17 protein-coding genes are annotated in these 19,647 nt (G+C 57.5%); 9 read left to right on the top strand and 8 right to left on the bottom strand.

Translation table 11 applies throughout. The annotated features are described in order from the left end of the window. The first annotated feature begins 8 nt into the window (after positions 1–8). Both AB7E06_RS00770 and AB7E06_RS00765 read left to right on the top strand, forming a co-directional pair. Entirely contained in the window at positions 9–2,192 is a 2,184-nt protein-coding gene (locus AB7E06_RS00770; RefSeq protein WP_427954713.1) for a PepSY domain-containing protein, read from the top strand. Further along, on the top strand, positions 2,173–3,147 hold the full coding sequence (locus tag AB7E06_RS00765) for an FAD:protein FMN transferase (protein ID WP_230019081.1): 975 nt from the start codon (positions 2,173–2,175) through the stop codon (positions 3,145–3,147). The genes AB7E06_RS00770 and AB7E06_RS00765 overlap by 20 nt, the downstream gene beginning before the upstream one ends. A gap of 69 nt (positions 3,148–3,216) precedes the next feature. On the opposite strand, the gene AB7E06_RS00760 is transcribed toward AB7E06_RS00765, so the two are convergent. Then, positions 3,217–3,867 (bottom strand): VTT domain-containing protein, encoded by a 651-nt coding sequence (locus tag AB7E06_RS00760; protein ID WP_094195794.1) that lies wholly within the window; start codon positions 3,865–3,867, stop codon positions 3,217–3,219. A 145-nt stretch (positions 3,868–4,012) separates the two neighbouring features. On the opposite strand from AB7E06_RS00760, the gene mutL reads away from it, so the two are divergent. Both mutL and miaA read left to right on the top strand, forming a co-directional pair. Continuing rightward, complete coding sequence (gene mutL / locus AB7E06_RS00755; RefSeq protein WP_427954710.1) at positions 4,013–5,884, top strand: DNA mismatch repair endonuclease MutL; 1,872 nt, start codon at positions 4,013–4,015, stop codon at positions 5,882–5,884. Further along, positions 5,881–6,819: a tRNA (adenosine(37)-N6)-dimethylallyltransferase MiaA gene (gene miaA, locus AB7E06_RS00750; RefSeq protein ID WP_427954708.1), complete on the top strand. Its 939-nt coding sequence runs from the start codon at positions 5,881–5,883 to the stop codon at positions 6,817–6,819. The genes mutL and miaA overlap by 4 nt, the downstream gene beginning before the upstream one ends. 106 nt (positions 6,820–6,925) lie before the next feature. Here miaA and AB7E06_RS00745 read toward each other — a convergent pair whose 3' ends face one another. Together AB7E06_RS00745 and purM are read right to left on the bottom strand one after the other, a co-directional pair. After that, complete coding sequence (locus tag AB7E06_RS00745; protein ID WP_427954706.1) at positions 6,926–8,386, bottom strand: NCS1 family nucleobase:cation symporter-1; 1,461 nt, start codon at positions 8,384–8,386, stop codon at positions 6,926–6,928. 285 nt (positions 8,387–8,671) lie between these two features. Then, positions 8,672–9,721, bottom strand: coding sequence for a phosphoribosylformylglycinamidine cyclo-ligase (purM, locus tag AB7E06_RS00740; protein WP_094195791.1), 1,050 nt, complete (start codon positions 9,719–9,721; stop codon positions 8,672–8,674). Between the two features lie 54 nt (positions 9,722–9,775). On the opposite strand from purM, the gene hda reads away from it, so the two are divergent. Genes hda through folK form a run of 4 tightly spaced genes read left to right on the top strand, consistent with a single transcriptional unit; the run spans position 9,776 to position 13,051 of the window. After that, positions 9,776–10,474 carry a DnaA regulatory inactivator Hda gene (gene hda / locus AB7E06_RS00735; protein WP_094195790.1) on the top strand — a complete coding sequence of 233 codons (699 nt, stop codon included), beginning with the start codon at positions 9,776–9,778 and terminating at the stop codon, positions 10,472–10,474. A 3-nt stretch (positions 10,475–10,477) separates the two neighbouring features. Beyond that, positions 10,478–11,179 (top strand): HAD family hydrolase, encoded by a 702-nt coding sequence (locus AB7E06_RS00730; RefSeq protein WP_094195789.1) that lies wholly within the window; start codon positions 10,478–10,480, stop codon positions 11,177–11,179. A gap of 10 nt (positions 11,180–11,189) precedes the next feature. Then, positions 11,190–12,569 (top strand): polynucleotide adenylyltransferase PcnB, encoded by a 1,380-nt coding sequence (gene pcnB / locus AB7E06_RS00725; RefSeq protein WP_108728017.1) that lies wholly within the window; start codon positions 11,190–11,192, stop codon positions 12,567–12,569. A 29-nt stretch (positions 12,570–12,598) separates the two neighbouring features. Further along, on the top strand, positions 12,599–13,051 hold the full coding sequence (gene folK / locus AB7E06_RS00720) for a 2-amino-4-hydroxy-6-hydroxymethyldihydropteridine diphosphokinase (RefSeq protein WP_230019187.1): 453 nt from the start codon (positions 12,599–12,601) through the stop codon (positions 13,049–13,051). A gap of 180 nt (positions 13,052–13,231) precedes the next feature. Here folK and AB7E06_RS00715 read toward each other — a convergent pair whose 3' ends face one another. The 3 genes from AB7E06_RS00715 to AB7E06_RS00705 all read right to left on the bottom strand — a co-directional run bounded on the left by AB7E06_RS00715 (position 13,232) and on the right by AB7E06_RS00705 (position 16,145). After that, positions 13,232–13,510 (bottom strand): hypothetical protein, encoded by a 279-nt coding sequence (locus tag AB7E06_RS00715; protein ID WP_230019077.1) that lies wholly within the window; start codon positions 13,508–13,510, stop codon positions 13,232–13,234. Positions 13,511–13,706: 196 nt separating this feature from the next. Beyond that, entirely contained in the window at positions 13,707–14,918 is a 1,212-nt protein-coding gene (locus AB7E06_RS00710; protein WP_427954702.1) for an MFS transporter, read from the bottom strand. Between the two features lie 24 nt (positions 14,919–14,942). Beyond that, on the bottom strand, positions 14,943–16,145 hold the full coding sequence (locus AB7E06_RS00705; protein ID WP_264672467.1) for an MFS transporter: 1,203 nt from the start codon (positions 16,143–16,145) through the stop codon (positions 14,943–14,945). Between the two features lie 133 nt (positions 16,146–16,278). Between AB7E06_RS00705 and AB7E06_RS00700 the strand changes: the two genes are divergently transcribed. Beyond that, positions 16,279–16,866, top strand: coding sequence for a TetR/AcrR family transcriptional regulator (locus tag AB7E06_RS00700; RefSeq protein WP_125277024.1), 588 nt, complete (start codon positions 16,279–16,281; stop codon positions 16,864–16,866). A 327-nt stretch (positions 16,867–17,193) separates the two neighbouring features. Here the strand turns inward: AB7E06_RS00700 and AB7E06_RS00695 are convergent, their stop codons facing one another. Continuing rightward, positions 17,194–18,714, bottom strand: a complete 1,521-nt coding sequence (locus tag AB7E06_RS00695; RefSeq protein WP_042483647.1) for a fumarate hydratase — start codon at positions 18,712–18,714, stop codon at positions 17,194–17,196. A 39-nt stretch (positions 18,715–18,753) separates the two neighbouring features. Further along, positions 18,754–19,521 (bottom strand): crotonase/enoyl-CoA hydratase family protein, encoded by a 768-nt coding sequence (locus AB7E06_RS00690; RefSeq protein ID WP_094195784.1) that lies wholly within the window; start codon positions 19,519–19,521, stop codon positions 18,754–18,756. Between the last annotated feature and the right edge of the window lie 126 nt (positions 19,522–19,647).

Genomic DNA, 19,647 nt, shown 5'->3' with positions numbered 1-19,647 from the left:
GAACCTACATGATCTGGCGATTCGTCCATCGATGGCTGGGACTGGTAGCAGGCACCCTCGCGCTGGTACTGGCCATCACAGGCACGATGTTGGCACTTGAGCCCTTGCGCAACGCCCTGCAGGCCGCTCCCACCGAGTCCGACCTGCCGCTTGCCACACTGGTGGAGCGCGTAAAGAGCACTGTCCCTGGCGCAGAAGAAATTCGTCATCTGCCATCAGGCATCTTCGTGGTCTATGCGTTTGAGAACGGACAAGCCCGGGCCATACGTGTGGACCCGGCAGACGGCAAAATCCTGGGAGACTACCAGGCCTCCCTGCTGCCGCGTTGGGTCAAAAACCTGCATCGCACTTTCTTGATGGACGACCCAGGACGCATTACAGCAGCCATGGTTGCTCTGGCCATGTTGACCCTGTCTGTGTCCGGACTGGTGTTGCTGCTGCGTCGAATGGGTGGCTGGCGGGGACTTACCGGGCCCGTGCGTGGCACCCTCCCCCAACGCCTGCATGTACTGAGCGGCAGGGTCATTTTATTGATCCTGGCCCTGTCCTCAGCCACGGCCCTTTACATGAGCGCCAGCACGTTCGAGCTGATCACGCTAAGTCCGAGCACGGAGCCCGAAGTGAGCTCGCAAGCCACCGGACAGCCGCCGCTTCCACCGGGCCAGATCGACCTGTTGCAGACTTTACGTGTGCAGGATCTGCAACGGCTCAATCTACCAACACATGAGGACCCTCAAGACACTTGGCGCGTTCTCACTGTTCAGGGCCAAGGCTGGGCGGACCAGTACCAAGGTCAGACCTTGGCCTGGGAGCCGTCGACCCTGGCACAACGCCTCTACGACTGGATCTTGCTCTTGCATACCGGAGATGGAGCCTGGCTGTGGGCCATTTTTCTTGGCCTATCGGCAGCGTGCATACCCTTGTTCTGGTACACAGGTATCCTAATGTGGTGGCAAGTGCGCCGCAGCCGTCCCACGCTTAAAGGCAATAGCCCACTGGCCCAGGCCGACAGTCTGATTTTTGTCGCCAGTGAGGGCGGCAGTACCTGGGGGTTTGCGCAAGCGCTGCACGACGCACTCAAAGCCATGGGTCGTCAGGTACATACCACCACGCTGGAGAACTGGCGAGTACCACCAACGGCCCGCCAGGTATATATCCTGGCCGCCACTTACGGTGAAGGCCAGCCGCCCGCCCACGCACAAAAAGCACTCAAACAGATCGCCAGCCAGCCGCCCACTGACGCTCAAGTCGCGGTTTTAGGGTTTGGGGATAGACAGTTTCCTGACTTTTGCGGATTTGCCAACACGCTCGAGCACGCCTTGCGGGAGCGGGGATGGAAACCTTTGCTGGCGCTAGAGCGTATTCATCAGCAATCTCCCCAGGAGTTTGCTCGCTGGGGACGAAGCCTTTCTGACGCGCTGGGGCAAGCTGTGCCGCTTGCCTACCAGCCTCGTTTGCCGCGCATGGCAACCCTGACACTGCTGTCACGCCAGGACTTTCCCGGTGCTACGGGTCAGCCCGCCGTCATCCTGCGCTTTGCGCTGCCCGACCAGCCAGTGCCCCGCTTCGCAGCCGGAGACCTGCTGGGCGTTCTTCCTCCCGGCGAACAGTCAGTCCCACGCTACTACTCACTGGCCTCAGGCAAACAGGATGGGTTCGTGGAAATCTGTGTGCGATACACAAGCGGTGGTGTTTGCTCTCCGTATTTGCATCGCCTGCAGATCGGAGATCAGATTCAAGCCTTCATCCGGCCCAACCCCGGCTTCACGCTGACCGGCTCCCGAAGCCCGGTGGTGTTGATTGGCGCGGGCACCGGGGTGGCTCCGTTGGCCGGTTTCATTCGCGACAATAGGCGACATCGTCCCATGTACCTGTATTACGGTACTCGTGATTCCAAACAGGATTATTATTTTGAGAAGGAGCTCAAAGACTGGCAGACCCAAGGCCATCTACACCAATTGCACACAAGCTTCTCCCGAATGCCTGATGGTGGCGGTTATGTACAGAACGCCGTACAGCGTGACGCCCAACAGATCCGCACCCTTCTGGAAAAAGGCGCGCTTGTGCGTGTTTGTGGCAGCCGCCCCATGGCTCAGGCAATCAGACAAGAACTGGACACTATTCTGATGGATATGGGCAAGAACCTGGCCTGGCTCAAGGAGAACGGGCGCTATGCCGAAGACCTCTTCTGACGTTCGACGCCTGACACTGAACGGCCCAACCATGGGCACGCGCTGGTCCGCCCTTGTGGAAACGACCGATGCCGTGGAGGTAGCAGACCTGCAACAAGCGCTGGCAGAGGCCGTTCACCAAGTGGATCGGCAAATGTCCCCGTGGCTGCCCGACAGCGAGCTAAATCGGCTCAACCGGACCCCTCCCGGTACATGGCTGGACCTGCCCCCAGAAATACTTGAGGTGTTAGCCTATGCCCTGGAGATCAATCGTCGCAGCCAGGGCGCTTTTGACCCTGGCCTGGGGGACCTGGTAGATGCCTGGGGTTTTGGCCCCGCCCGACATGAGCCCGATGCTGCCGCCATCCGTCGTGCCGCTCAAGCAGGTTCTACCCCCGCTTACGAAACACTGGAACTGGATATGGCCGCCGGCCGCGCCATTAAACACGCTCCCCTACAGCTAGACCTGTGCGGGATCGCCAAAGGCTATGCGGTAGACCGTATGGCCCTGGTGCTGCGTCAGCACGGCCTTGATCACGCCTTGCTGGCCCTGGACGGAGAACTTCGCGCCCTGAACAGCCAGTGTCAAGGCCAGCCTTGGGCGGTAGCGGTCGAATACCCCCAGGATGGACGGCGCTCCACTCACAGCGTGGTTGAACTGGATAATCTGTCCATCGCCACCTCGGGCGATTATCGGCGCTTTTTACAGCTCGGTGATATCCGAGTCGCACACACCATGGATAGCAGGCATCGCGCACCTGTGCGCAACGATATCGCGTCCGTAACTGTTCTGGCGCCAGACTGCATGCGGGCCGATGCCTGGGCCACCGCCTTGCTGGTCAGCGGCAGCGATGGCATGGCCTTGGCACAACGCATGGGCATAGAAGCGCTTTGGCTACTGCGTCGTGACAATCGTTTGACCACCGTTGGCCTGGGGCGGTTTAGCGAAGCGCCAGCATCGCCAGCAAAGGCATGATGAAAAACGGGACGCCTTAGCGTCCCGTTTTCGCACGGCCCAGTCGTATCAGGCAGCGGACTCGACAGCCTATAAAGCGGCATCACCCTTGCTTTTACGTTTGAAGATCTTCCACAAGGCCCCAGCTACAACAGGCACCGCAGCAGCCGCAATACCAATCAGCACGATGGTATTCAAATGCGCCTTGATGAAAGGCACATTGCCAAAAAAGTAGCCCAGCGTAATCAAGCTGCAAATCCATAAAACCGCGCCTGTCATGTTGTACATCTGAAAGCGCCAGGCATTCATGTGCCCCACTCCCGCCACAAAAGGCGCGAAGGTACGGAACAGAGGCAGGAAGCGGGAAATGACGATGGTCTTGCCACCATGCTTTTCATAGAAAGCATGGGTTTTGACCAGCGCACGGCGATCCAGGAATCGGGATTCCTGGGTAAAGACTTTCGGGCCTATATACCGCCCCACGTGATAGTTCACGGTATTGCCCAGCACAGCCGCCACGATCAGCAGGCCACCGAGCATCACCGGGTCCAGCATGCCCGAGGCACCGAAGGCTCCGGCAATAAACAGCAAAGAGTCGCCCGGCAGGAAAGGCAGAACCACAAGCCCGGTCTCGCCAAATATAATCAAGAACAGAACAAGATAAATCCAGGCCCCATACTGCTCGACCCACACCCCCAGGTATTGGTCAATATGAAGGATCATGCTGAGTAAATCGGGCATAGTTCCACGCCAAAATAACAATCCAGCCAGCCCAATACTGACCAGACCGACACCATAGATCAAGCGGTTAAAATAAGCCGCTACCGTTTGAAACCCGTTGAACGTGTATGGTTCAACCCTGAATACACACAAGGCCAGCCGCCCTATGTCATCAAGACGCCGTATTATCCCACTCCCTGACTTGCTTGTAAGCCAAATTGCAGCCGGTGAGGTTATCGAGCGCCCGGCATCTGTCCTGAAGGAACTGCTGGAAAACGCCATTGACGCCGGTGCCAGTGCCATCGAAATTCGTCTGGACGGCGGCGGTATCCGCCGCATCTCTGTCAGCGACGATGGTCACGGCATCACGCAAGAAGAATTGCCCTTGGCGCTGCTGCAACATGCCACCAGCAAGATTCGCTCGCTCGAAGAGTTGGAGTCTGTGGCGTCCATGGGCTTTCGGGGTGAGGCCCTGCCCTCGATTGCCTCGGTCGCCCGTCTGACAATCAATTCGCGCACCCAGGACGACCCACACGCCTGGGAGTACTCGCTAGGCCAAAGTGAACCTCAACCGGCCTCTGGGCAGATCGGCACGCATGTGGATGTACGCCAGCTCTTTGACGAGATCCCCGCCCGTCGCAAGTTTCTGCGTACGGAAGGCACGGAGTACGGCCATTGCGTGACTGCGCTGGAGCGCATTGCCCTGGCACAGCCACAAATCGCTTTTCGCCTGTTTCACAATGACAAACCCCAGCGCCACTGGCGCAGTGGCACGCTAGAGCAGCGCCTGCTGGATATCTTGGGCAAAGAGTTTATTGAGCAAAGCCTGCCCGTCGCCCAGGAACAAGGCCTGATCAGCTTGCGTGGTCTGGTGATTCACCCTGCCCACGCTCGCCCAAGTGGAGACAAGCAGTTCCTGTTTGTGAATGGCCGCTTTGTGCGCGATCGTACTGTGTCTCATGCCATACGCAGTGCGTATGCCGATGTGCTGCATGGGGATCGCCAACCCGCCTATGCCCTGTTTCTGGACATTGCCCCCTCCACACTGGATGTAAACGTACACCCGGCCAAGCACGAAGTCCGCTTCCGTGACAGTGGTGCCGTGTACCGCTTTGTGCTGCAATCCGTAGGACAAACCTTGGCGCAAGGCAGTATGGCCGGTGAAACGCCTATTGCCGCCATGCCTTTGCCTGAAGGTGCCACCCAGCCCCAAGCGCCAGATACACCCTACCCTTCCCCCGTTCCTGGCGCAGCAGGCGGCTCCTATACCAGCGGCGAACCCGCCATGCCATATAGCCATCCGGCTCGCCAAGGCTGGCAATCCAGTTTCAGCCTGCGCGAGCCATCTGGCGGCGGCAATGTGGACTGGAAAAGCATGTACCGCCCGATTGAGCCTGTTTCCAGCAACACCCCCGTCACCGACTATCAAAGCGACACGGATAGCGCGACCGACGAATTTCCCTTGGGCATGGCGCTGGGCCAATTGCACGGTATCTACATTCTGTCGGAAACCCGTCAAGGCATGATTCTGGTGGACATGCACGCCGCCCACGAACGTGTGGTCTACGAACAGTTAAAGCAGGCGCTGGATGGTCGTGAGCTACCTCGCCAAGACTTGCTGGTCCCCGTGGTCTTTGGCTGCTCGGAAAGCGATATCGCTTTACTGGATGAGCATCAGGAGACCCTGGCCGAGCTGGGTCTGAGCATGAGCCCGGCAGGCCCCACCACGATGGCCGTGCGCGCCGTCCCTGCCCTCCTGGCGCAAGGCGATATCGAATCCCTGGCCCGTGCCGTGCTGCGCGACCTGGCCCAGGTAGGCTCGTCACGCCATCTGGATGAACAGCGCAACGAACTGCTCTCGACCATGGCCTGCCATGGTGCGGTACGTGCCAATCGCCGCCTGAGCATTCCCGAGATGAACGCTTTGCTTCGCAAGATGGAACAAACTGATCGGGCCGACTTGTGCAATCACGGCCGCCCCACCTGGTTCCAATGGAAGCTCAGCGAGCTGGACAAACTTTTTATGCGTGGACAATGAACGATTTACCCATTCTGTGCCTGGCCGGCCCGACAGCCAGCGGCAAAAGCGCAAGCACGCACACCTTGGCGCAACACTGGCCAATTGAAGTGATTGTGATGGACTCGGCCACGATTTATCGTGACATGGATATTGGCACCGCCAAGCCCAGCGCCGAAGAACAAGCGGCCATTCCCCACCACTTGCTGGATATTCGCGACCCAGTTGAAAGTTATTCGGCGGCGGAATTCGCCACCGATGCCACCCGACTGATTCAGGAGATTCAGGCACGCGGGCATTATCCCGTCCTATGTGGCGGCACCATGCTGTATTACAAAGCCTTGCGTGAGGGCTTGAACGACTTGCCACAGGCCGACCCTGCCATTCGCCAGCAACTGGATGAACGCGCCCAGGAAATTGGCTGGCCCGGCATGCACGCGGAACTGACCCGCATCGACCCGGTAACAGCCGCCCGATTGGCTCCACGCGATAGCCAGCGCATCCAGCGTGCGCTGGAGATTTTCCATATCAGCGGCAAGACCATGAGCGACTGGCTCAAGGACAAGGCCCAGCCTCAAGAAGGCAGCCATCGGTACGTCACCCTGAGCCTGGAACCGGAAGACCGATCCTGGCTGCATAAACGTATTGCGGTTCGCTATCAAGACATGATCAAACAAGGGCTGCTGCAGGAAGTGGAGAAGCTTTATCAGCGCCCTGACTTGCATCCCGGCCTGCCCTCTATTCGCTGTGTGGGCTATCGGCAACTGTGGTCATATCTGGACGGCGAAGTCAGCCTGGACCTGGCCATTGAACAGGCGATTGCCGCGACTCGCCAACTGGCCAAACGCCAATTGACCTGGCTGCGATCCGAACCCGAGCGTCTGCAATTCAACTGCCAGAACCCGCAAGCTGCCGAGCAGATTGTGCAAGCGACGCGCCAGATCTGGCCAGCTTGATACTCAGATAACAGCCTCGTTTTTACGAACAGTCCCTGGCAGCCGGATAGTATCCAACTGCCAGGGACTGTTCAAAAAGACCGCTTTTTTTATCCAAACTCCGTTTTTACACCGAAGCGCCGTTCAGCTTGGGCTGGATTTGAGTGCGCATCGCCAGGTACTGGAACGCACCGCCCAACAAGGCACCAATCAACCAACCATAACCGGCCATATTCGCCAGTGCGGGTACCCACACCGTCGCCACCGAGAACACGGCTGCCAGGAAAAAGGCGGTCATGGCGCGCTTGTTCCAGCCATTCTGAAAGTAGTAAGTACCACTTTCTTTCAGGGAGAACAGATCCGACACCACCACCCGCTGTCTGCGAATCAAGTAAAAGTCCACAATCATGATGCCGTACAAGGGAGCCAGCAAGGCGCCCAAGGTATCCACAAAGCCGGTAATCCCGATGGCGCTGATCAGCGGCAGCCACAGAGCACCGATAAAGAAAGCAATGACAGCAGTCAGAATGCCGCCCATCTTTGCGGAGATCAGCTCGGGCTTCAGATTGGCCAGGTCAAAAGCAGGCGGAATGAAGTTCGCCACCAGGTTGATACCGACGGTGGCGGCAAAGAAGGTCAAAGCCGCAATGACCGTCAGAACCAGGCTATCGACACGATCCACAATATCGGTGGGGTTGGTCAAGGTTTCACCAAACAGCACAGCCGTACCAGCGGTAATGAACAAGGCCAGGAAGGAGAACACGGCTAGACTGACGGGCAAGCCCATGAAGTTACCGATACGCATGCTGCGCTCGTCTTTCACAAAACGCGAGAAGTCACCGTAATTGATCACGACAGCGGCAAAGTACGCCACCATGGTCCCCACCACCGCACCAAAGGCCATCAAGGGGCCGCCTTCATAAGTGCCCTTACCGGCAAAAATCTCGCCTACTTTATCAAGCAGACCGCTGCCTGCCTTGTACCAAATCACCGCCAGCAGCGCGAACATCACCAGGTACACCAAGGGACCTGCCCAATTCAGGAAGCGCGTAATCCACTTCATGCCCATCAGAAAAATACCCAGTTGCAAGACACAGACCACGATGTAAGACAACCAGCCCACCCAATCCAGCCCCAGGAACAGAGCACCTCCGGGGTGGCCGAGCAAGGCATTGAACAACAAAGCCAAGGCGGTAGAGGCAAAGTAGGTCTGCACGCCGTACCAGAAGATAGCCACAATCCCGCGTACCAGGGCAGGAAACTTGGCGCCCTTCACCCCCATGCTGATACGGGCGATCACAGGATAGGGAACGCCATACAACACGCTGGGTTTACCGCTCAGGTTCACCAGGCCCATCACAATAAAACCGGCCAGCAAGATACCGGCAAACACGGCCCAGCCATTGAGCCCATAAGAAATAAACAAGGTGGCGGCCAGGGTATAGCCAAACAGACTTTGAATATCGTTGGACCAGACGTTGAAAATCTCGAACCAGCCCCACAAGCGTTTTTGTCGCGGCAAAGGCGCCAGATCCTCGTTATGCAAGGATGGATGCGGGTCTTTCAAGGATAAATCGCTATGCTCCATTTTTCTTCCCCTCAGAAATTGCTTCTAACATTTCAGCTAATATTTCTATGCTCTTGCCGCTACTGTAGGAGCCTTGCTGGCCGGGGAACATTATGGAATGTACGAGTAATACTTAAATTCGGATTAGCTCGAAAAACAGCATAATTACTTTCATATAAACCTTATTTGAAAATCAAATACACCAGATTCGATGCGCTAATACAGCGGGCTTCGGGAGCAGACGCAGAAATAAAAAAAGCCAGCTCATTGAGCTGGCTTTTCTATTCACGGAAAGATCCGAGGGTTTCAGACCACTTCAGTCTGCGCCTGACCTTCCTGACGTTCCAGGATTTCGCCCAGTTGGTAGACGGTTTCGCCTTGCTCGGACAAGGTGGCGCTGATGGCCTCTGCCTTGTCTGCAGGAACGATGATGATCATGCCAATACCACAGTTGAACACGCGGTACATTTCTTCGTCGGCCACGTTACCGTTGCTTTGCAACCACTGGAACAAGGCAGGCATGGTCCAGGAATCGCGCTTCAGGCGGGCAGTCAGGTGCTTTTGCAGAATGCGTGGCACGTTCTCCAGCAAGCCGCCGCCCGTGATGTGAGCCAGGCCCTTGATGTCTGCACCGTGGGCAGCCAAGGCGGCCAGCACGGATTTCACGTAAATGCGGGTGGGCTCCATGACCACGTCAGCCAAAGGACGGCCATCCAGCTCGTCGGTAGGCTTGGCATTGGCGTGCTTGAGAATCTTGCGAATCAAAGAGTAACCATTGGAGTGAGCACCGCTGGAAGCCAGGCCCAGAACCACGTCACCGGGGACAATGGACTTGCCGTCGATAATGCGCGATTTTTCCACCGCACCCACCGCAAAACCGGCCAGGTCGTATTCGCCTTCGGGGTACATGCCGGGCATCTCTGCCGTTTCGCCACCAATCAGGGCGCAAGCGGACAGTTCACAACCTTTGGCAATGCCACCCACCACTTGAGCCGCCGTATCGACCGACAGCTTGCCGCAGGCAAAATAATCCAGAAAGTACAAGGGTTCTGCGCCCTGGACTAGAATGTCGTTGACACTCATGGCCACCAGGTCTATACCCACAGTGTCGTGGCGCTGCCAGTCAAATGCCAGGCGTAGTTTGGTACCAACACCGTCGGTGCCGGACACCAGAACGGGCTCTTTAAGGTGGGTAGGCACTTCAAACAAAGCGCCAAAGCCTCCGATTCCAGCCATGACGCCTGCACGCATGGTTTTGGCAGCCAGTGGTTTAATACGATCGACCAGGGCATCGCCCGCGTCGATATCCACGCCTGCATCGCGGTAGGTCAAGGAAACAGAAGTAGTGTTTTTCATGGGAAAAGCCGTGGGATATGTGAAAATTGCGAGTTGGACGAAATTGTACGACACATGACCGAGCAACTGATTCTGGATATATCTCCAGCACCGCCTGCCTCTTTGGACAACTTTGTTGCCGGAGCGAATCAGGCTGCGTTGCAGGCTCTGCGTCAGTGCAGTCCAGGACGCGCGGTTTACCTGTGGGGACCGCCCGGCGCAGGTCGAACACATCTGCTGCGGGCGATGGCCAGTCAAGACGACAGCCGCTATTTTAGTTCAGATACTCCCTCCCAGCCCATCTTTGACATCGCCACGGATGACAAAGCCCCTCCCAGCCTCTTGGCCATCGACGATATCGAACGTTTTGACAAGCACGGACAGGCTGCCGTATTTGCACTGTACAATCGCTGGCGCGAGTCGGCCACCCGGCCCGACGCCTTCACGCTGCTGGTCTCCGGCGACCGGGCACCCAAAACCATGTCAGTACGCGAGGACTTGCGAACACGACTGGGCTGGGACCTGGTATTCAGACTGGAATACCTCTCGGACGCCCACCGGGCCGAAGCCATGCAACAGCGGGCCGCTGCCCGTGGGCTGCAACTGCAAGCGGAAGTGCTCAGTTGGATACTGACTCACTACGATCGCGATATGAACCGCTTGAGCGCACTGATCGATGCGCTGGACAACTATTCACTGGTAAAGAAACGCCCCATCACTTTACCCCTGCTCAAAGAACTTCTGGCCAACAGCCAGACCCAATCTTCTAGTTGAGTCATGACTGCTTCTTCTTTTATTGCCCTGTTTGATCTGGACCACACTCTGCTTCCTTTAGATAGCGATTACCAGTGGGCTGACTTCCTGGCCCGTACTGGCCGCGTCGGTGACCCCGCCGAAGCCATCCGTCTGAATGAAGACCTGATGGAACGCTATAACCAGGGATTATTGACGGCCGAAGAATCGGCCGAATTCATGTTGGGCCTGCTCACCAACGCCAGCCAGGAAGAGTTGCTGGCCTGGCAAGACGAATTCATGCAGGCCGTGATCCTGCCCTCGATCAGCCCCGCTGCCCGCGAGCTGCTGGCCCAGCATCAGGACCAGGGCCATCTGGTAGCGATTGTGACGGCCACCAACGAATTTGTGACGCGTCCCATTGCCGCTGCACTGGACGTAGACCACTTGATCGCCACTACCCCTGAAATGAAAGATGGCCGCTACACCGGCAAGATCAGCGGTGTGCCCAGCTTTCAGGCTGGCAAGATTACCCGTGTGGAGCAATGGCTCCAAACCATGGGCAAATCTCTGGCTGACTTCGAGCGCAGCTGGTTCTACAGCGATTCGCCCAATGATCTGCCCCTGATGGAAGTGGTGACCGACCCTGTGGCGACCAACCCCAGCGACAAGCTGCGCGCCGTGGCGACCGAACGTAATTGGCTCGTCATCGATTTGTTCGCTGACATGATGGACAGCAAATCGTAAAATCAGACGCATGCTCAAGCGAACAATAAAAACATTTGTCGACCGGCTGCTCAAACCAGCCAAAAGCGCGCGTCCCAAAGGGCCGCGCCGCTACACACGTGAAGAACATGGCATAGACCGGCGTCTGGTCTCACGTCATGCCATCAAAGTGTGCGAAGTGCTGAACCACGAAGGCTATCAAGCCTATGTCGTGGGCGGCGCGGTGCGCGATTTGCTGGTGGGCCTGGAACCCAAGGACTTTGACGTGGCCACCAACGCCACGCCCGAGCAAATCCGCCCCCTGTTCCGTCGCGCCCGCATTATTGGCCGCCGCTTCCGCCTGGTTCACGTGGTGTTTGGCCAGGAAATTATCGAAACCTCGACCTTCCGGGCTGACGATAGCGGCAAGCAGACCGACGAACATGGCCGGATCCTGCGAGACAACGAGTACGGCACCATCGAAGACGATGCTGCCCGCCGTGATTTCACGCTGAACGCGCTTTACTACGATCCTCTGACCGAAACCGTCATCGACTACCACAACGGGGTGGCCGATCTGAAAGACCGTCAGGTACGTATTATTGGTGATGCGCAAACCCGCTATCGTGAAGACCCGGTCCGCATGCTACGCGCCGTGCGCTTCGCTTCCAAGCTGGATGCCACTATCGAACCCACGACCGACGCGCCGATTCGTTCCTTGTCGCGCCTGATCGAGAACGTGCCCGAGTCCCGCCTGGCTGACGAAACCCTCAAGCTGCTGAACTGCGGCCACGCCATGGATTGCATCCAGCGCCTGCAAGCCTTGGGCCTGCACAGCAAGCTCTTGCCCATGGTGGAGCCGGTGCAGCGCCTGCCCGGTGGCTCGGAATTTCTGGATATGGCCCTGGCCCGTACCGATACCCGCGTTCGCGCCGGTAAATCGGTCAGCCCCAGCTTTATCTATGCCTGCCTGCTCTGGAAGCTGGTCAAGCAGGAGTGGGACCGACGCAGCGCTCAGGACATGCATCCCCAGCAAGCCTTGCTGGAAGCCGCCGACCTCATCCTGGAAAAACAAAGCCGCATCATGCCGATTCAAAAGCGCTTCCAGTCGGATATGCGCGAAATCTGGTTCATGCAGCCCCGTTTTGAACGCATCGCCAATCGCGCCATCTGGCGCATGACGGAACAACCTCGTTTCCGTGCCGCTGTGGACTTTTTACAACTACGCGCCGAAGCCAAAGAGATCGATAGCGTACAGGCACAATGGTGGATGGATCTGGCTGATGCGGGCGATGAAGAGCGCAGCGCCATGATCGCCGTGCGCAAACCTGCTGGCACCGCCGCCACTGGCTCGCGCAGTGGTCAGCGCCGCACACGTCGTCGCCGCTCCAATGCCAAGCGCAGCAACTCAGCAGGCGCAAACGAGTCGTGATCCCAGGCAACACCACCGTTTTTGTGGCTATGGGCGCAAATCTGGGTGAGGCACGGCAAACTCTGGAAACAGCAGCGGCTGAACTGGCCGCTACTGCTGGCATCCAGGATCTGACGCTGGCCCATTTCTACAGCACGGCTCCCGTCGATTCCAGTGGCCCGGATTACGTCAATACTGTCGTCCGCTTCACCTGCACCCTGGCGCCCGAGGCCTTGTTGGATCTTCTGCAAGCCATCGAGCACGAGCACGGCCGCACACGCCTGTACCGTAATGCACCCCGTACCCTGGATCTGGACTTGCTGCTTTACGGGCAAGAGCAGATCAATACGGAACGGTTGATCGTGCCACATCCCCGCATGCACGAGCGTGCCTTTGTGCTGGTTCCACTGGCCGATCTGGCTCCTGAACTTGAACTGGCCCAAGGCCACATAAGCACCCTGCTGGACTCGGTGAAAGACCAGGGCATCTGGCGCCTGGACTAATTGCACGCAGGATCAACTTGCCACCTTTTTGCGTCATCAATGCGTGACAAGGCTGCTAGTGACTGAAATAAGGGGTGACTACACCCCGGCCAGCTCCTTGGAGCGAGCAAGAAAGACTCCCTGCAAACGCTGTACAGGCCGCTGTCATCGACACCGGCCTATTAACGTTTTTTTTGCGCGCTAGGCGTCCAAGAGCTTGATCAGCGCGTCCTGATGATTGGATCGGGCTTCCAGCAGTTGCCGCCCTTCTTCGGTCAACATGGCAATCAAAGGAGCGGGAAAAGGGGAAGGCGTTTGCGTCGTTTGCGGGATGGCTTGGACTAATCCCAGCGACTGTAATTGTTCAAAAACGGCTTGTTTCTTGTGCCAGGGAGTTTGGCGTAAGCGCACGAGCTCAAGAGTGTTCCAAATAGTGGGGTTGAGCTGCGGAATAGTTGTGGAGCGCTGAAGTTGCGTCATACAAGGCCCTTAATTAAGACCACCCATACCGACATTGTGTGCCCATAAGGGGAGGTCAGCCAGAAAGCATCCCTATACCGTACAACATAACAATGTACAGAATATTTCAAGGAGTTCTGACAAACATCGTCGCAGTGCTGCTCCAAGTCACCAATAAGCAATAACCCGCGCTTGCGCCCTTGCTGGACCGGGAAAATCAGTCTGGGCCCTGTTTTTTCGCACAGCTTTTATGTCGCAAAATTATTCCGAACAGCAGCAAAAACACAACAAAAGAGGCCAGGCCAGCCAGCCCCAGATTTGCACTCAAGCCATAGGCGTCCACAAACTGCCCACCCAGCCAGGAGCCAAGCGCTATGCCGATATTGAAGACAGCCACGTACAACGCAGTGGCGACCTCAACAGCATTGGCTGCAGCCTTCATCATCCAGCTCATCAGCCCAACCGACACCCCGCCATAGGCCAGGCCCCAAAGCAGCAAAATCACACCTCCACTCAGCGGTGAACCACCCACTGTCAAGAAAAGCAAAGCAGTGATGCTTATACCCAACGCTATCGCCATCAAGCTGGCTTCAGTGCGTTGCGCCGCCGAAATCCCGATCAGGAAATTGCCCACAATCCCGGCCACACCATAAGCGAACAACAAGCCCCCTATCCATTCAGAGCCTATGCCGGAAACAGACAGCAAAAGAGGACGCACAAAGGTAAACGCGCTGAAATGCCCCGCAACCAGCATCAAGGTCAGCAGCAAGCCAAACCATAACCGCCGATTGCCAAATTGCTCGACGAACTGACGCCATGTGGTCGAGCACGACACGGACAGAGGAGGAATCACGGCCAGATGGAAGATCAGCACCGAAGCGCTCAGTAGCGCCATGCCGCCAAAGGCCCAGCGCCACCCAAGCAGATCGCCCATCAAGGCGCCTAAGGGCACGCCCAATACAGAAGCCGCGGCGACCCCACCGAAGATGATCGAGGTTGCCAACCCCACAGACTGAGCCGGAACCAGACGAGAGGCCAACCCCCCCGCAATGGCCCAGATCCCTCCCATGCAAAAGCCGACCAGTACAAGGGCAGCCAGCATCCAGACAATGCTGGGAGCCAGGGCAGACGCAATATTGGCCACCACCAACAAGGCCAGCAAACCGCACAGGATGCGTCGCCTATCCACGCCACCAGAAACCAACACCACCAGCGGCGCAAACAAAGCGGCCAATAAGGCAGGTAAGGAAATCAACAAACCAGCCGTCCCCGTAGAGGTCTGCAAGCTGTCTGCAATGGGGGTCAACAAACCTACGGGCAACATTTCTGTGGTGACCACTGAAAAGGTGGCCAAGCCAACAGCGCCAACCGCCAACCAGGACTGCCGCTTGCCGGGCTGCCCGGCCATGGATAGAGAAGGGGTATTCATCGCTAAATATTCAAGGAAAGAAGGCTAAACAGCGCAGGAACGAGCCGTTACAGGTTTGCGCAAACGTTGATGGCTGAACAAGGCAAGCAAGACGATCAAGGCAGCGGCATAGAGCGCGACCATAAAACCAGAACTAGCTCCGCCCTGATCCACCATCTGTCCCGAAGCGGCAGCCCCCATGGCCACACCAATATTCAGACCAGCCAGCAACCAGGTCATGCCCTCGGTTAATTGCTGCTCCGGCACCACACGCTCAACCAGCGACATGGCAACAATCATGGTGGGAGCGAAAAACAGACCAGCCAGCAAGACCGCCCCTGCCAACTGAGCCACGCTGGCCACCAGCCATAAAGGCAAGGTCGTGGCAGCGGTAGCCAAACCACCTACTAAAAGCAGACGATGCAAAGGAATATTCAGCTTCAAACCACCAAACACCAGACCCGCCACGCAAGAACCCAAGGCATAAGCCGATAGCACCAGACTGGCCGCCCCCGGCTGCCCCATCTGCTCGGCAAAAGCCACGCTGACAATATCCACGGTGCCCACGATCACCCCCATGGCGACCATCAACAGGGCCAATAGACGCACACTATTCAGACGCAGGACCGAAGGGCGACTGCCCTGCTCCTGCACTTGAATCGGTGGCTCAGTCCCCTTTTGGAGCAGCAGAGCCAACACACCCGCAATCAGTAATAGCGCAGCAGCCAGCACACCCGCTTGCGGAAACACCAGAACCGCCAAGCCCACCGACAAAGGCGGCCCGGCAATAAAGGTGACCTCATCCAGCACGGTTTCCAACGAATAAGCCGTTTGCAAGCGATCCTGGCCGCGATAAATCGCCGTCCAGCGGGCACGTACCATGGCCGACATGCTGGGCATGAAACCGGCCAGCACCGCGCCTGCAAACAAGATCCAATCAGGCGCTTGCCACCAGCTCGCCCCCAACAAGAGCAGCAGGCCCAGCACACTGATGGCTGTTGCCAGCGGCAGGACACGACTTTGCCCACGCTGGTCCACCCAACGGGACACCTGCGGCGACACCAGCGCATAGGTCAGGACAAAAGTGGCGGACACCGCCCCCGCCAAGGCATAGCTGCCCCGCAATTGCGACAGCATGGTGATGATTCCTATCCCTATCATGGGCAGCGGAATCCGGGCCAGCAGCCCGGCCAGGGCAAAACCCCGTGTGCCGGGCGCGGCAAAAAGTTCTCGATAAGGCTGAGCCATTACATTCTCCGTGGACGCCCGCTTGCCACGACACGGTGATGCGTCGACAATACATACAAGGCGTATGTTTAAAATGATATATACATACGCCGCGCATGTAAATATACATTCAGTCCGTATGTAAGGAGAAACTATGGCACGCCGTACCCGCGCCGAGATGGAAGAAACCCGCGCCACCCTGCTGGCCACCGCCCGCACTTTCTTTGCAGAGCGTGGTTATGCCGACACATCCATGGACGAATTGACGGCCCAAGCAGGTCTGACACGCGGCGCGCTCTACCATCACTTCGGCGACAAAAAAGGTTTGCTGGCGGCGGTGGTCGATCAGATCGATGCAGAAATGGATGAACGCCTGCAGGCTATTTCAAACAATGCCGAGGATGCCTGGGACGGGTTTGTACGCCGCTGCCATGCCTATCTGGAAATGGCACTGGAGCCGGAAATGCAGCGCATTGTCTTGTGTGATGCCAAAGCCGTACTGGGTGGCGCCTCACCCGAATCACATCAATATTGTGTCGGTTCCATGGAAAGCCTGATTCAGGCACTGATGGATCAAGACCGGATTGAACAGGCCGATCCCCACGCCCTGGCTTCCCTGATTTACGGCAGTCTGGCTGAAGCCGCATTCTGGATTGCCCAGGGAGAGGATGGCGATGCCCGCTTGGTGAAGGGGCTGGCAGCACTGGATTTGTTGCTGCGCGGCTTGCTGATCAAGTCCTGAACGGGTGATGCTCAAAGCAGCCAGAGTCCCGGCAAAGAGCAGGCCTGGGAGTATCTGCTTCTAGCGACAGGCAGATCAACAAATCGAATTCTGTTTTACGCGACTTCTTGAGCGGCGAGAAATATACGGTCCTGGCTTTTGCGGCGATGATGAGCCGTCCCAAAAGCCGAAACGTCCTGGCAAGCAAGTAAAGGCCACATAAACGCCAGCCATAAAAAAAACCCGCATTGAATGTTGTGCTGACACTGCTTTTACAAGCAGACCAGAAACACTCATGCGGGTTTTTCATCGACAAAGCCGGGAAGCCCAAGCTTCCCACTTCACGTCTTACACAGCGACCAAAGAGATCTCTGCAATACGCTTGCGCCACTCGGCCGGGCCAGTGTTGTGCACGGACACGCCTTGCGAATCCACGGCTACGGTCACAGGCATATCCTGAACCTCGAACTCGTAAATGGCTTCCATGCCCAGGTCTTCAAAAGCCACCACTTTCGCATTGCGAATGGCCTTGGATACCAGGTACGCAGAACCACCCACGGCCATCAGGTAAGCCGACTTGTGAGCACGAATGGCTTCAATCGCGGTTGGGCCACGCTCGGCCTTGCCGATCATGGAGATCAGGCCGGTTTTGGCCAGCATCATCTCGGTGAACTTGTCCATGCGAGTGGCGGTGGTTGGGCCTGCTGGACCCACGGCTTCGTCACGCACAGGATCAACCGGGCCCACGTAGTAAATCACGCGGTTGGTGAAGTCCACTGGCAGGGACTCGCCCTTTTCCAGCATGTCCTGAATACGCTTGTGAGCGGCGTCACGGCCCGTCAACATCTTGCCCGACAGCAGCAAGGTCTGACCTGGCGTCCAGGAAGCCACTTCTTCAGGGGTCAGCTCATCCAGATTCACCTGGCGGGACTTGTTGTAGTCCGGTGCCCAGTGAATGTCAGGCCAGGCCGACAGCGGTGGAGGTGCCAGCTCGGCTGGGCCATTGCCATCCAGCGAGAAATGCACGTGGCGGGTTGCCGCACAGTTGGGGATCATGGCCACAGGCTTGGAAGCGGCGTGGGTCGGGAAGGTGTTGATCTTCACATCCAGCACAGTCGTCAAACCACCCAGACCTTGAGCGCCAATACCCAAGGCATTGACCTTCTCGTAAAGCTCGATACGCAGCTCTTCCAGCTTGCTTTGCGGGCCGCGTTGCAGCAGCTCGTACATATCGATGTCTTCCATCAGGGCTTCTTTGGCCATCAGCATGGCTTTTTCGGCTGTGCCGCCAACGCCAATACCCAGCATGCCCGGAGGACACCAGCCAGCGCCCATCGTAGGAACGGTCTTGAGTACCCAATCAACCAGAGAATCGCTGGGGTTGAGCATCACGAACTTGCTCTTGTTTTCTGAACCACCACCCTTGGCTGCCACTTGAATGTCGACCTGATCCCCAGCGATCAGTTCGACATTCACAATACAGGGCGTGTTGTCGCGCGTGTTCTTGCGCGTGAACAAGGGGTCGTTCAGGATGGAGGCCCGCAGCGGATTATCCGGATTCAGATAACCGCGACGTACCCCCTCGTCACAGAGCTCCTGCAAGGAGCGCTTGGTATCAAAGCGCACACCCATGCCCACTTTCAGGAATACGTTCACCACCCCGGTGTCCTGACAGATGGGGCGGTGGCCCTCGGCACACATGCGCGAGTTGGTCAGGATCTGGGCGATGGCATCTTTGGCCGCCGGGTTCTGTTCGCGCTCGTAGGCGCGGGCCAGATGCTCCAGATAGTCGGTGGGATGGTAGTAACTGATGAACTGCACCGCATCAGCGATGGACTGAATCAGATCGTCTTCTTTGATCGTGGTCATGGTGGCGTCTATATAAAAAACGGAATAAACAAGGGGAAACTATTTGCCCTGCCAGACAGGCTCGCGCTTTTCAGCGAAGGCCGTCGCGCCTTCCTTGGCGTCTGCAGAGGTGAAGATGGCAGCGATACGAGGGCGTTGCAGATCAAACAGATCCGACTGACGCCAGTCGCGCGACTGGGAAATAATGCTCTTGGCAGTTTGCACAGCCAAAGGACCATTGGCAGCAATCTGCTCGGCCAGTGCCAGGGCCTGCTCAGTGGCTTTGCCTGGCTCGGCCAGACGGCTGACCAACCCAAGTTCTGCCATACGGGCCGCGGGGTACATCCCGCCGGTCAACACCATTTCCATGGCCATATGGTAAGGAACGCGGCTTGGCAAACGCACCATGCCGCCCGATCCAGGAACGATGCCGCGTTTCACTTCAGGCAGACCAAAGTTGGCGCTGTCGGCCGCAACAATCAGGTCGCAGGACAAGGCAATTTCAAAACCACCGGCCAGGCAGTAGCCTTCCACAGCGGCAATCAATGGCTTGGCAGGCGGGCGCTCGCAAATACCGGCAAAGCCGCGGTCGCCTACATAAGGGCGCTGCCCCGTCTTGGCAAAGGCTTTCAGATCCATACCGGCGCAGAACGTATTGTTAGCGCCGGTCAGCACGCCTACGGCAATGCTGGGGTCGGCATCAAACTCATCCAGAGCCTGAGCCAGCGCCTGCGCCGTTTCCAGGTTGATGGCATTGCGTGCCTCGGGACGGTTCAAGGTAATCAACAACACCTTGCCGATACGTTCAAGCGTGACAAGTTCACTCATGGACCTAGCCTCCTATAGACTGCTGCCCGGGATTGTGTTTCAAGATCGGGTCAGCAAATAAGCCGTATTTGGACAAACGCATATGATACGTCTAAAAACAACTTGACCGCCCGGTACACAGCGGCC

The sequence above is a fragment of the Alcaligenes sp. genome (assembly GCF_050255915.1).
Lineage (GTDB): Bacteria > Pseudomonadota > Gammaproteobacteria > Burkholderiales > Burkholderiaceae_B > Alcaligenes > Alcaligenes aquatilis.
Note: the sequence above shows the minus strand (reverse complement) of the source record. Positions and strands in the feature narration are given on the sequence as shown.

Excerpts from the sequence above, each read along its gene's own strand:
- pcnB (WP_108728017.1), top strand. The coding sequence starts at position 11,190 with ATGCTCAAGCGAACAATAAAAACATTTGTCGACCGGCTGCTCAAACCA.
- AB7E06_RS00710 (WP_427954702.1), bottom strand. The coding sequence starts at position 14,918 with ATGAATACCCCTTCTCTATCCATGGCCGGGCAGCCCGGCAAGCGGCAG.
- AB7E06_RS00690 (WP_094195784.1), bottom strand. The coding sequence starts at position 19,521 with ATGAGTGAACTTGTCACGCTTGAACGTATCGGCAAGGTGTTGTTGATT.
- AB7E06_RS00695 (WP_042483647.1), bottom strand. The coding sequence starts at position 18,714 with ATGACCACGATCAAAGAAGACGATCTGATTCAGTCCATCGCTGATGCG.
- AB7E06_RS00770 (WP_427954713.1), top strand. The coding sequence starts at position 9 with ATGATCTGGCGATTCGTCCATCGATGGCTGGGACTGGTAGCAGGCACC.
- miaA (WP_427954708.1), top strand. The coding sequence starts at position 5,881 with ATGAACGATTTACCCATTCTGTGCCTGGCCGGCCCGACAGCCAGCGGC.
- AB7E06_RS00700 (WP_125277024.1), top strand. The coding sequence starts at position 16,279 with ATGGCACGCCGTACCCGCGCCGAGATGGAAGAAACCCGCGCCACCCTG.
- AB7E06_RS00745 (WP_427954706.1), bottom strand. The coding sequence starts at position 8,386 with ATGGAGCATAGCGATTTATCCTTGAAAGACCCGCATCCATCCTTGCAT.
- AB7E06_RS00760 (WP_094195794.1), bottom strand. The coding sequence starts at position 3,867 with ATGCCCGATTTACTCAGCATGATCCTTCATATTGACCAATACCTGGGG.
- AB7E06_RS00730 (WP_094195789.1), top strand. The coding sequence starts at position 10,478 with ATGACTGCTTCTTCTTTTATTGCCCTGTTTGATCTGGACCACACTCTG.
- purM (WP_094195791.1), bottom strand. The coding sequence starts at position 9,721 with ATGAAAAACACTACTTCTGTTTCCTTGACCTACCGCGATGCAGGCGTG.
- folK (WP_230019187.1), top strand. The coding sequence starts at position 12,599 with ATGGGCGCAAATCTGGGTGAGGCACGGCAAACTCTGGAAACAGCAGCG.
- AB7E06_RS00765 (WP_230019081.1), top strand. The coding sequence starts at position 2,173 with ATGCCGAAGACCTCTTCTGACGTTCGACGCCTGACACTGAACGGCCCA.
- hda (WP_094195790.1), top strand. The coding sequence starts at position 9,776 with ATGACCGAGCAACTGATTCTGGATATATCTCCAGCACCGCCTGCCTCT.
- mutL (WP_427954710.1), top strand. The coding sequence starts at position 4,013 with ATGTCATCAAGACGCCGTATTATCCCACTCCCTGACTTGCTTGTAAGC.
- AB7E06_RS00705 (WP_264672467.1), bottom strand. The coding sequence starts at position 16,145 with ATGGCTCAGCCTTATCGAGAACTTTTTGCCGCGCCCGGCACACGGGGT.
- AB7E06_RS00715 (WP_230019077.1), bottom strand. The coding sequence starts at position 13,510 with ATGACGCAACTTCAGCGCTCCACAACTATTCCGCAGCTCAACCCCACT.